A 13205-nucleotide genomic window follows, 5' to 3' on the forward strand; every position below is an offset into this window, starting at 1 on the left:
ATCACCTAGCCTTTTATCTCATTATAGGCCTTAAAATACATTTCAACAAAAGCTTCATTTTCCAAACATAATTTATAAGTAGCATTATAACTCTCTTTAATATCCTGCATAATCCCTATGCCTAGGTCCACAGGATATAACCCCAAAAACTCTACAAATCTTGTTATATCGCTATTTAAAATTTCTTTTCTATCTAAATTATGCAAAATATTCTTTGCTATCAAGTATAGTCTTGTGTGGCTTTCTTTTTTTACTTTTCCTATAACCTCTTGCGTCAATTCTGAAGGATCAAACACCTCTTCATAAGAAATTAAAGGTTTATTATTCTCCTGTTCAAAAGCCATAAACTCATGAGCAATTCTATCACCTAAATTACCTTTTAGAATATTTAAAAATACTCTTTTAGGAGTTTTATCTTTATTTGTTTTGTAAATCCTATAGCTTTTAGAAACCCGTTCAAAGCTTCTAGGAGTTGCCTTTATCTGCTCACCCTTTAATGTACTTTGTAAATATTCCGGAAAAGTAGATATAAACTCTATAACCTTTTGCTCTATTTTATTTTCAATAGCCCAGCTCAGCCAAGCTTTTGAATCGCTTTCCATATAAAGCCAAACAAATCTATTTTCTTGTGCTGCATCCATATCAACTACTTGATAGTCAACATCGTCTCCATATTTACTAGAAGGATTCATTGCAGCTAATATTTTTACTCTATCATGAAGCTTATACCCATTTATATCTCTGTTTAATATAAGATTCATAAGCTCTTGTTGCACAGTATGCTCACAACGGTTTATCTCATCAATAAATAAAAAAACCTCTTTGCCATCATCTATCAAACTATCTATTTCCTGTAGCTTTGTATGAACCGCGTAAACAGTATTTTTTTTACTAATAGCCCTACCGCTATCATCCTTAAAACTATAATCTTCAACTGTTGGAAGACCACCTATTTCTCCTTCTTTTAAAAGGTTTCCATCTATAACAACTAGGCTCCAGCCTTTCTTTTTTGCGAGTTCCTTAGCTAGGGCAGTTTTTCCTATACCGCTTTCTCCTACAATTATTGGTACTTCATCCGTTTCTATAACAAGCTCCGCACTTTGCAGCGTATCCTTAAAATTCATAACTTATCTCCCCTTAGATCATCTTCAATTTTTCATCAACCGCTATTTTTTTGCAGGTTTTACTTCCATATTTATAAATAAAAATGATTTTATCCAATGATATATTACCATATTTCTCATTTATACTTTCACAGTTAATAAAATCCCTTACATATTTTTCTGATATATCTTCTTTAGATAATACCTCTTTAAAAGCCATCTCTACCGCATCCCTTGGTAGGTCATTAATAAAATATTTCATTACCAGGGAATTGTGTTTTAAAAACAATATTTTTTTATTTTCATCTATGTTTAAAATGAACTTTATAGCAGCTTCATTTTCCGTAATGGCCAATATTTCTGCCTTTATAGTTGCATTTTCTATATATCTTAAAGTCTCATAGTTTTTTTCTATAGCTAAAAGTTGTATTTCTTCAATTGGGCTGTCTATAAATCTTATAGAGTCATAATCTCTTTCTATAGCTAATTTTTGTAATTCTATGCTGGGGCTTTTGGCATATTTTATTGCATACCCTTTTTGCTTAATACCGATCTTTATTAATTCGGCGCTGGGATTTTCTATAAAGTCTAAAGTATTCCAAATCTTTGATACAACATATTTTTTCATATCATAAGTTGGATTTTCTATAAACTCAATGGCCATACAATTACTTTTTATTGCCATGTCTTGCATCTGTTTTGTAGGATTTTTTATATAACGTATCATTATCCCATCTTTTTTTATAGCCCTAATCTTCATTTCCTCACTAAGTTCTTTAATATTTTTTATAATAATTGGGTTACTCTCTATCATTTGTAGAATTTTATCATCTGTCATAAAACTTCACCTCTATACTAATTATATTCAAAAAAGCAACTATTCATTAAGCTGGTATTTTTTTATAACTGCCTTATTAATTTAATACAATTATAGCATAAAAAAGAAAAGTATAAATAGTTGTTAACCGTCCACGATTAATTTTCAAAATTTAATAATTTTTTACAAACTAAAAAAAGAGATATTTCTATCTCTTTTATAAACGAACCAAAATTTTTAAATTTATAATCCAAGGTACCGTTGCCCCAATTTTTGCACCTATCTTTATGATAGGTGGGTGTCCTCAGAGATGTTTAGCAGTCCTTGCCAATTAAATATTGGTCTTATAGGCCTAGTATGCATCTAGATCTTGAACTCCCGTATTAATACTGTAGGTTGAAAATAAGAGCTTCACGAATATCCCAGAAATATATATTCATATAAAATTTTTAAGTAAGTTTAATTACTATCTATTGATTTTATTATATCAGAATTAAAATAAAATTCAATAGTAAATTACAATTTTTTTTAAATAAATTTATGAGAATAAGATGTAAAATATAATACATTCTCACTCATTATTTGTTTTATTAAATGCTATGCGATAATGCCTTGTTTTTTTAAGTATGATTTTGAATTTTCATGTAACGGCAAGGTCTCAAACTCTTTTTGCATTTTCTTCATAGTATTTAATATAACAACATCCGCAATATTCATGCCTTCTGAAGATAAAACTCCTAAATTCATAATTGTATCTTCAGCAGTTTCTGCAACAATTCCATTTCTTGCAGGTACAATAGAACCATTTATAGCCAAAACTGCGGATTGCACAGCAACTGATGCAGATGTGGAAAGCTTCAATGCACATCCTTCCTTTGCACCATCACATATCATACCGCTTGTATTTGCAAGGGTGTTCTTTATAACACCATCTATTTGCTCTTCACTCGCACCCATTAACCATGCTATAGCTACCCCAGAACCAGTTCCAGCTGCAACACCACAAGCACAAAGCGCTGATAATCTTCCTATATAATGTTTTATATAGCTATTCATAATATGACTTATCGCAACTGCTTTAGCCAGTTTTTCATCAGTCACATTAAATTTATTTTTGTATGCTACTAATGGTAAAATTGCTGTAAGCCCATTATTTCCACTTCCGTTGCTACTCATAACTGATAAATTTATTCCGGACATTCTAGCATCGCTAGCAGCTGCAGTTAGCATCATTGAAGAAGTCATTAAGTCCTCACAAAGAAATCCTTGCTCCATACCTTTCTTAAGACTAAATCCAACCCCCATGCCCATTTTTTCTTTAAGTCCAACTTCAGCTATAGCTTCATTCATTACTACTCCATCTAACATAAAAGCTATATCTTTATGAGGAATTTTCTCAATTTCGCTTATAATTTCTCTTACTTTTAAACCATATAGAATGTTCTTTCCAATATTGCTTTTTTTATCCCCTTTTCTTAAATCTAAAAGGACTTCTCCTAGTCTTTCAATATAAACAAATCTATTATGTTTTCCGCTTATAATCACATTAGAATTGCCTTTATCTGTCACAAGATTTACTTCTACATAAATCTTGTCTTCAGTATCTTTAATATCTAATGATACTCTTCCACTATGCAAAAGTTCTTTCGCAAGTTGTACTTGCCTCTCATTAATTCCTTCAAGTACTCTTAAATCCTTTTCACTTTCTCCACCAATAAACCCAAGGGCCGCTGCGATATGAAGCCCAACTTCCTTTGTATTTGGTATGCCAACGGATAATCCATTTTTGTATATATTCGGACTAACAAAAACTTTTGCACTCTCTATATAATTAAAAGCCATTAATTCTTTAGCCTTTGCGCAGGCAAGAGCAACAGCTACTGGCTCAGTACATCCCATGGCAGGAACTACTTCCTCTTTCAACGTTTCAACTATAAGATTTCTTAATTTCATGAAATCACTCCCTCTATGAATTATATTATTAAAAATATGTATACTATCAAATTTAAATATATCAAAAACTTATGTAGTCTTTATGAATGTTTTTTAATACTACTAATACATATTAAAGCAATATTCATGCCAATAAAATCATTGATATAATAGCCCCCTTAATTTTATTTTTCTCAAAATGATAAAAACCATGGAAAAACAGTATCAAATTGATAATTAATTCTCATTTTGATACTGTTCCGCTTTATATTCTTTTAATTTTCTATACAGCGTTGCTCTACTTAATTCTAAAGCTTCAGCAGCCTTTGTAATGGCTTGTTTGCTATGTCCAAAATGTTCTAACGCTTTTAAAATTTCCTTTTTCTCTAATTCTTTAATAGGTATAATCCCTATATTTTTATTAATTTCTAAAGTATTTGATGAAACTTTCAACCGCTTAGGCAAATCCATACATTTTATAACTGAGCTACCGCACATATTTACGGCATATTCTATGGTATTTTCCAATTCACGTACGTTCCCTGGCCACTTATAATTCATGAAAATTTCTAAAACAGAATCTTCTATTTTACTTATATGCTTTTCTAGCTTAACGTTACATTTTTCCAAAAGATAATCCATAAGAATCACTATATCATCTTTTCGATCCCTTAATGGAGGTATATTAAGTGGGATTACATTTAATCTATAAAACAAATCTTGCCTAAACTCCCCTTCTAACACTTTTTTTTCTAAATCTTTATTAGTAGCTACAATAATTCTTACATCTATAGGAATGGATTCTTTTCCGCCAATCTTCTCAATAACGTATTCCTGTACTACCCTTAAAAGTTTAGTTTGAAGATGAATAGGCATATCTCCAATTTCATCTAAAAATATAGTTCCCTTATTTGCGAGTTCAAATTTCCCTGCCTTACCACCTCTTCTTGCTCCTGTAAACGCTCCATCCTCATACCCAAAAAGCTCACTTTCTAGTAATTGTTCTGGAATAGCCGCGCAATTTATTGGAATAAAAGGCCCTTTAGCTCTAGCACTATAAAAGTGAACAGCCCTTGCAAATAATTCTTTTCCCGTTCCACTTTCTCCCTGAATAAGCACTGTAGAAGTAGATTTCGCAGCCTTTTTTGCTTCTACTTTAACCTGCTCTAAACAAGAACTACTACCTATAATACTATCAAAGGAAGTAATCATGGTACCCGTGGTAATATGATTTACTGTTTTTAACAAATCAGAAATATTACTAAAGGAACATACTATGCCAAAGCTTTTATCGCCGATACTAATAGGCTTTGCATCAAAAACTCCCCTGAAATGATGGCTATTATTATTATAAGTGAATTCTTTATTTTTTAAATTTTTATGTTCATCAATAAGCAAATCAAAATCTAAACTACCAATAAATTTTTTTATATTAGTTTTTAAAATTTGATTTCGCTGAAGCTTAAATAACTCTGCTGCTTTGGTATTATAATGAAGAATGTTTCCTGCGTGATCCGCTGCTATAATCCCTCTATCTACAGCATCGAGAACTATCTCTAGTTCACTTACTAAAAGCTTTATTTGCTCTGTATTTTCCTGTTCTAATAACTTTGATGATATTAAATCCGCCATTCTATTTAGAAAATTCATTAGATTTTCTTTATTATTTATAATAGCATCCCGTTGCTCTTCTTCAAAGGCAATAAGCCCAATTACTCCAACAGTGACATCTCCTACATGAATTGGACAACAGACCTCTGCAAATTCCTCGCAGTTGTAAGCATTCTCACATTCTAAACATGTAAAATGTTGCCTAGGATTTTCAATAATAAAACTTTCTCCTTGTGTTAAAGAAAACCCAAAAGCAGATTTTTCATTTACTTTTTCTCCAATACAATTTCTATATCTTCCTGTACCTGCTATTCTATTATAATTATTATCTACAACAGTCACATCTACCCTTATGACACTTGATATTGCCTCAGAAATTTTCTGAACATTTGAAACAATTTTTATCAAATCCATCTTTATCATCCTCTTGTTTTTTACTTAAATACACGCTTATTATATCTCTGGTGCCACCCAGGTTGCAAGTGGTAAGTTACTTGGCTAACTCATCACTTAAATTTCACCTTGAGCAAATAATAATTTAAATTTATTGTTTGTAAAATATTAAAATTAATATAACTTATAAACTTGGATATAATATTATTGAAGGAAGGTGTTCCCATGAACGAAGGCCTAATAGTACTAGTCAGAGGAATCATTGGCTTTTTTACATTATTGATATTTACCCGTATTCTCGGCAAGCAGCAGGTTAGTCAGCTTACTTTTTTTGATTATGTAGTTGGTATAACTATAGGTTCTACAGCCTCCTCTCTAACTACAGATTTAACTAGTAGAGCATGGCCTCATTGGGTAGGACTATTTACATGGACTGCTTTATGCTTAATTTTACAATTAATAACTCTTAAATCAAAGACTGCTGAAAAATACCTAGATGGACAGCCTACCATCGTTATTATAAATGGAAAAATACTAGAGGAGTCCATGAAAAAATTTCGATACACCATAGGCGACCTTCTATCACAGTTAAGAGATAAAGATATTTTTGATATAGACCAAGTGGCTTATGCAATCCTGGAAAAAGATGGTCAATTGTCTATCTTAAAAAAAACTCAGTGTGATCCAGTTACCCCAAAAGATTTAAATCTTAAAACTTCACCTGCCAGTATTGATTTTGAAGTGATTTACGATGGCTCCATTTTGCAAGATAGCTTAGATAAGATCAATAGGAATGAAAGATGGTTAATGAAACAATTAAAAAGCAAAGGCATTAATGACGCTTCCGAAGTATTCTTAGCTATTTATAATGCCACCAGTGGCCTACATATAGATCTTTATAAAGATCATATAAAAAAAAATAACAAATAAAATATAAGGGAGTAACTTAACTTTATGAAAAAATTAATATCATACTCTATACCAATAGTTACTTTAACAGTCTTTGTATTATTAATGCTTGGTGGTAATTATTTAAAAAAACCTCATAACCAGTCAGAAGATGTAGTTGCTTTTGTAGAGGTATCTATAGAACATGCAAAATCCGAGAGATGGGATATGCTTGAGCAAGATATGACTAATATTGATTTAGCCTGGAAAAAAATAATTCCACGTATTCAATTTAGTGTTGAGCGAGATGAAATATATAATATAAGTTTAAATATAGCTAAACTTCGTGGCTCCATAACCAGTGAAGATAAAGCTAGTACACTAATAGAATTAAATGAGATCATGGAAGATTGGGATGAACTAACAAGGTAGTAGACCGCGTTAGTTTATCTCCTTTTATTTTGAAAACAATATTGTTTTTATGGCACACTCTTTTTTCTTAGATTATGCTAACAAAAGTATATATTGCGTAAAATGCATTTAAGCAATATATACTTGACCTTATAGCATAATATAAGAAAAATTTTTTAATCTAAAATGAACTTTTTTGAACCACATGAAGCTCATGTAATGCTCTAGTTGCCATCACATATCTAAGTTTATCCTCTTGCTTATATTCATCTCCTGTACCACTTGATGCTTCTAGCAGCATAATAACTGCATCAAACTCAAGTCCCTTAGCAAAATAGGATGGAATAACAACAATGCCACTATGATACACTGCATTTTCATTGTTAATAATTTTAATCTTAGCAATGTCTTTAATTAACTTGAAGATTTTTTCTGTTTCATTTATATCCTTACATATAATTGCAATATTTTCATAAGCATTGCTTTTAAAATCTTCAATTTTTTGTACCATATAACTTTTAAATTCATCCGTGTCAGATATTGATTTTTCTGTTACAGCTTCGCCACTTCTTACTATAGGAACAATAGGTTCTGTACTCAAATATTTATTGGCATACTCCATAATTTCCACTGTAGATCTATAACTAGTATTTAGTTTAAACTCCTGAACATTACATTGTGGAAGTATATTTTTCAAGTCATGCATAGGCAGTCTTCCCTGATATGGAATAATCCGTTGATTACTATCTCCAACTATGGTTAAGGAAGTACACCTTGTTAATTCTTTTATTACTAGGAATTGAAGTTGATTATAATCCTGAGCTTCATCTATTACTACATGTTTGATTTGCTCAGAAACTTTTATTCCCTCTAACTTATTTTTAAAATACAAGATACCACCTAAATCATTTTCAGTTAATCTTTTATAGCCATTGATTTTATTGTATAAATCAACACAGTTTCCATTTTCTAGCCAAGCAAGATTTCTTTTTAACTTTATTATCTCTCTAATAACTTCTCGTATTTTAAGTTTTCTGTTAAACTCTAAATCATTTACTTTAAAACTTTGTTCTTCCTCAGATAATAAAGACACAGTTTTTTCATATTCCTTTTGTATAAGTCTAATTTTTTCATCTCTAGCATCACTAATCTTAGAATAAATAATTCTTTTAATTTTCTTACTTCTCCTAAATAAGGGCATAGTTTTATAATAATTATAAAACATTTCCATTATATCTTCTTTAGATAATATTACCTCATTCATAAAAAGTAAATCTTCTATTTTAAAATATTCACTATCTAATTTTTCTACTGATTCATCGAGGAAATTTTTATATTCTATAGAATTTTTATAGATAATATCTTCTGTAAATTCACTTTCACCACTAAGCACTTTTTCCATGTATTCTTTTAGACTCATTACTTCTTCAATCTCTAAAATATCAAAAGCAAAGTCTCTAAAGGTTGTTTGTTTAACCCCTGATTCTCCAAGACTTGGTAACACTTGTGATATATACTCCATAAATACATTATTGGGTCCGAGTATTAGAACTTTATCTTGGAGTATTTTTCTGTAATTATAAAGTAAATAAGCTACCCTATGAAGAGCAATAGTAGTTTTTCCACTTCCTGCCACACCATCCACAACAATAGTTTTGGTTCTTGGTTGTCTTATTAAGTCATCCTGTTCCTTTTGTATTGTCATTATTATATCTTTTAACTTTTCTGAAGCATTGCTACTAAGCACCATTTGAAGTATCTCATCTTTTATATCTAGTGCTGAGTCAAACATACCCATAAGTTTTTCTTTTTTTATAATGTATTGTCTCTTAGCTAAAATATTCACTAGCATCTTTTCTTTAGGTGCTTCATAAAAAGTTTCTCCTAAAGCTCCGGTATAAAATAAGGATGCAATTGGTGCTCTCCAATCTACTATTAGTGGTTCAAATGTATTCTCTGGAGTAACTCCAAATCTTCCTATATACATTTTATTAATACCAAAATCTTCTTCCGAAAAATCAATTCTTCCAAAATAAGGAGAGCTCTTAAGCTGAGTTAACTCTTTGAGTCTTCTATCAATAGTTTTGAAGGCTTCTTCCTTAACATATATCTCATGATCAAAATATTCTATTACCATATCCTCATCATCTCTATAGTCTTCAATTACTTTTTTCCTATACTCTAAAATATATTTTGTAATTTCCTTTCTCTTTTCAATATATTTTAGAATTTCTTCACTAATGATTTCAATATCCACTTTTAGTTTTTCTTCTTCTATATTAAATTCTAATTGCTTTTTTAATTCCACTTCTATGAGACTAGCGTCCATATCATATTTATTATTATTCAAAACTATCACCCCATTTCAATGGTTATATTTTTATAAAATTTCATGCCATCCGATAATATCTGAAATACCAAGGCCTGGAGAATCATTAATAGTTATTCTATTTCCTGTAATAGCTGCTCCTCCAATTATTGAATCATGCTCAAATAACAACATAGTATCTAAGTCTGCTTTAATCATATTAGATTTCGATACCGCAAAACTAGCTGCTGCTGTTATGCCCATTCTACTTTCTAGCATACAACCCATCATGCATCTTATACCCATATTTTCTGCCATATTGTATATTTTTATTGCATTATTTATGCCCCCACACTTCATAAGCTTTATGCTTATAAGATCTGCCGCTCTTCTTTCAATTATCTTGAAAGCATCTGAAGGCCCAAAAACTGCTTCATCTGCAAGAATTTTTGTTTCTACGTTATCTGTAACATATTTTAACCCATCTATATCCCAAGCATTAACTGGTTGCTCAACAAACTCAATGTCTAGTCCCATATCTTCAAATTTTCTAATAATACTTACAGCTTCTTTGGGTCTCCAACCTTGATTAGCATCTACCCTTATTTTTATTCCTCGTCTTACTGCTTTTCTTACAGCTTTTACTCTCTCTATATCATGTTCTAAATCGTTCCCAATTTTTACCTTTAAATAAGTATACCCATCCATTACAGCTTCTAGGGATTTTCCTACCATTTGTTCTACAGTATCATTTGCTATTGTAAGATCCGTAGTTAATGAAGTTTTGTATCCTCCCAAAAATTTATAAAGTGGCACTCCATATTTTTTACAAAGTAAATCATATATAGCCATATCAATAGCAGCTTTCGCACTATTATTTCCATGAATTGAATTATGAATTACTTTCATAATTTCTTCAAGATTATCGATGTCGAGTCCTAGAATTTCTGGCTTAATATAATTTATTGCTCCAATAATTGAATTCTCTGTTTCTCCAGTTATAGAAGGCGTAGGAGCTGCACTACCATATCCTATTTCTCCTGTATCTGTAATCATTTTTATAACTATTTCATCAGAGTATGTAAGGAATCTCTTTCCTACTCTATATGGTTTTTTCAAAGGAGTACTAATTTTACCCATTTTAATCTCTTTTATTTTCATAATTATCCTCCACTAAAAGTTTAATATTTTTTATAGTGTTTAAGTTGTTCATAATATTGTATTATACCTCTATATCCATTTTAATTCTACAACTTTTATATTAATTAATTTTAAAAATATAGCTCTTTTAAAATACTAAGGCCTATATCTCATTTTATAAGATATAGGCCTATATGTTATTCCATTATTACTTTGCTAATTCATATAATGCGTGAGCATATATTTTAGCATTCTTAATTAAATTATCTATAGTAATATATTCATTTTTCTTATGAATAGTATCTGGTTCTCCTGGGAACATTGGTCCAAATGCTACAGTGTTAGGCATTTCCTTAGCATAAGTTCCTCCACCTATAGATAGTAATTTAGCTTCTTCTCCAGTTTGCTCAGTATAAACTTTTTGAAGTGCTTTAATAATTGGGCTATCTGGTGAAAAGTATAATGGTCCTTGGTGCTCAAACTTTTCTATTTTTATTCCAGTTCCTTCTATCCTACTATTAAATGGATTCATCATATCTTCTAGTTTATTTGTTACAGGGTATCTTAAATTCAAAGTCATTGTAGCTGAATTTTCATCCATGCTTACAACTCCAACATTAAAGGATAATTTTCCTGAATTCTCATCTTCGAGACAAACCCCAAAAGACTCACCATGTGTTTCCATACCTATATTCTTATTTAAAAATTTAACGAATTCTGACACATCGTTTGTTCCAATATCTACAGTTCCAAGGAAAGCAAATAATTGCATTATAGCATTTACTCCAATTTCTGGTGTACTTCCATGAGCTGCTTCACCTACAGATTTAATTATTACCACATCTTCCTTAACTTCACAGGAAAGCTTGTAATCCATCTGTTTTGCAAAAATATCTAATGCACTAATAATGTTTTTCGCATCTTTAGCTACAATTCCTGCTTCACAATAATCAGGTACTATGTTAGCTACTCGACCACCTTTGATATATTTTATAAGGTTTTCACCAGAATTCTTTTTATTAAAATCTTTTACAATGTTGAAAATAGTTATACCTTTTTCTCCATTGATTATTGGATAGTCTGCATCTGGCGTAAAACCAGCAACTGGTGCTTTTTCTTTTTTTAAATAATGTTCAATTTCATTGCTTCCCGTTTCTTCATTAGTTCCAAATAAGATTCTAATTCTTTTAGAAATAGGTAATTTTGCATCTTTAATTGCCTTTAGTCCATATAATGTTGCCATTATTGGTCCTTTATCATCTGTAGTTCCACGTCCGTACATTTTCCCATCATGAATTTCTGCGCCGTAAGGTGGATAAATCCATCCTTCTCCTTCAGGAACTACATCTAAGTGTCCTAAGGCTAAAACATAATCCTCACCTTGTCCGTACTCTGCATATCCAACATAACCATCTAAGTTAACTGTATGAAAGCCTAAATTCTTTGCAGTATTTAAAGCACATTCTAATGTTTTAGCTACACCTTCTCCAAAAGGCATTCCAGGTTTTGGTTCACTTTCTATACTCTTAATTCTTATGACCTCTTGAGTAGATTTAACAATATCCTCTTTCATAGCGTCAATTAATTTATTTATTTCCATATTCGTTCCCCTCCATTTATAGTCCACATTAAATCATCTAATGTGTTTTATTTAGATATGATATATATTATTATTTTTCAAAAGTAATCCATCCCTTTCGAGACAAATACTTTAGAAACATAATTAATCTATTAATAGCATTTTGCTTCATCTCATAAATCTTTCTACTGACTTATTGTGATAAAAAAACAGTTTTACTTTTTCACCATTTAATCTTTTATACCCTAACTAATTATAACACTAAATGGTTTTTTTGTCTATTTTTGTAGCGAATAGGTAATTTGCTAATCCTAGTGCAAAGAACATCATTGTTGAGAATTCATGACTTAATGCTAACCCTGGAAGTATTTTAGGACCGTATGTTATATCTAACCAAGAAATATTGTGATAGATATTCCTAACTGTGGCATGTTTTCAAAAAAAATGAAAATAGCAGATGTATAAACTTGCATTCATACTCTACTATTTTCTTATTTTAATTTTCCAAATGTGCTAAAGGGACTAATTCTAATTCTTGCTTTACCCATTATATCTTTCCCGGGTATAAAAGGATTTGCCCAGTATCTTGCATCTGAAGAGTTTATTCTATTATCTCCCATAAAAAAGTAACTGCCTTCTGGAATTTTAAATTTCATTCCTGCTTTGCCACCTGGATTTACAACATAACTCTCGTCTATTTTCACCTTGTTTATGTATAGTGACCCATCATCTCTAATTTCCACTTCATCATTAGGTAGTCCAATAAGTCTCTTTATTAAATCTTCATTTAATTCATCAGAATGGAATACTACTATATCCCCATGTTTAAGGTTTTTCTTGTTATGAACTCTTGTTACTAAAATCTTATCATCTAGTTTTATAGTTGGTAGCATTGATCCAGTTGGAACAGACACGTTAAAGAAAATAACCTTATTTATGATAATTGCTATTATAATTGCTGCTAGTATTGGCAGTATCCAGTCTTTAAATACCTTTTTTATAATATCCATGATTATCTCCTCT

At 30.7% G+C, this 13205-nt stretch carries 10 protein-coding genes and 1 other RNA gene; 2 read left to right on the top strand and 9 right to left on the bottom strand.

The window, feature by feature from the left end:
- Positions 1-5: 5 nt before the first annotated feature.
- The 5 genes from Ctaglu_RS17685 to Ctaglu_RS17705 all read right to left on the bottom strand — a co-directional run bounded on the left by Ctaglu_RS17685 (position 6) and on the right by Ctaglu_RS17705 (position 5877).
- Positions 6-1124, bottom strand: coding sequence for an ATP-binding protein (locus Ctaglu_RS17685; protein ID WP_125004133.1), 1119 nt, complete (start codon positions 1122-1124; stop codon positions 6-8).
- Between the two features lie 13 nt (positions 1125-1137).
- Positions 1138-1941, bottom strand: a complete 804-nt coding sequence (locus Ctaglu_RS17690; protein WP_125004135.1) for a hypothetical protein — start codon at positions 1939-1941, stop codon at positions 1138-1140.
- Between the two features lie 222 nt (positions 1942-2163).
- Positions 2164-2352, bottom strand: a non-coding RNA gene (gene ssrS / locus Ctaglu_RS17695) — 6S RNA.
- Positions 2353-2517: 165 nt separating this feature from the next.
- Positions 2518-3873, bottom strand: coding sequence for an L-cysteine desulfidase family protein (locus Ctaglu_RS17700; RefSeq protein ID WP_125004137.1), 1356 nt, complete (start codon positions 3871-3873; stop codon positions 2518-2520).
- Between the two features lie 216 nt (positions 3874-4089).
- Complete coding sequence (locus tag Ctaglu_RS17705) at positions 4090-5877, bottom strand: sigma-54-dependent Fis family transcriptional regulator (protein WP_125004139.1); 1788 nt, start codon at positions 5875-5877, stop codon at positions 4090-4092.
- Between the two features lie 204 nt (positions 5878-6081).
- Here Ctaglu_RS17705 and Ctaglu_RS17710 point away from each other — a divergent pair, with 204 nt between their 5' ends.
- Both Ctaglu_RS17710 and Ctaglu_RS17715 read left to right on the top strand, forming a co-directional pair.
- Positions 6082-6786 carry a DUF421 domain-containing protein gene (locus tag Ctaglu_RS17710; RefSeq protein WP_125004141.1) on the top strand — a complete coding sequence of 235 codons (705 nt, stop codon included), beginning with the start codon at positions 6082-6084 and terminating at the stop codon, positions 6784-6786.
- Between the two features lie 24 nt (positions 6787-6810).
- Positions 6811-7176: a DUF4363 family protein gene (locus Ctaglu_RS17715; RefSeq protein ID WP_125004143.1), complete on the top strand. Its 366-nt coding sequence runs from the start codon at positions 6811-6813 to the stop codon at positions 7174-7176.
- A gap of 160 nt (positions 7177-7336) precedes the next feature.
- Here Ctaglu_RS17715 and Ctaglu_RS17720 read toward each other — a convergent pair whose 3' ends face one another.
- The 4 genes from Ctaglu_RS17720 to lepB all read right to left on the bottom strand — a co-directional run bounded on the left by Ctaglu_RS17720 (position 7337) and on the right by lepB (position 13192).
- Complete coding sequence (locus Ctaglu_RS17720) at positions 7337-9514, bottom strand: HelD family protein (RefSeq protein WP_373861693.1); 2178 nt, start codon at positions 9512-9514, stop codon at positions 7337-7339.
- A gap of 21 nt (positions 9515-9535) precedes the next feature.
- Positions 9536-10624: a dipeptide epimerase gene (locus Ctaglu_RS17725; protein ID WP_125004145.1), complete on the bottom strand. Its 1089-nt coding sequence runs from the start codon at positions 10622-10624 to the stop codon at positions 9536-9538.
- A gap of 187 nt (positions 10625-10811) precedes the next feature.
- Positions 10812-12203, bottom strand: a complete 1392-nt coding sequence (gene pepV / locus Ctaglu_RS17730) for a dipeptidase PepV (RefSeq protein ID WP_125004147.1) — start codon at positions 12201-12203, stop codon at positions 10812-10814.
- Positions 12204-12673: 470 nt separating this feature from the next.
- Complete coding sequence (lepB, locus tag Ctaglu_RS17735; RefSeq protein ID WP_125004149.1) at positions 12674-13192, bottom strand: signal peptidase I; 519 nt, start codon at positions 13190-13192, stop codon at positions 12674-12676.
- Positions 13193-13205 lie beyond the last annotated feature (13 nt).

The organism is Clostridium tagluense, from assembly GCF_003865095.1.
Classification (GTDB): domain Bacteria; phylum Bacillota; class Clostridia; order Clostridiales; family Clostridiaceae; genus Clostridium_AD; species Clostridium_AD tagluense.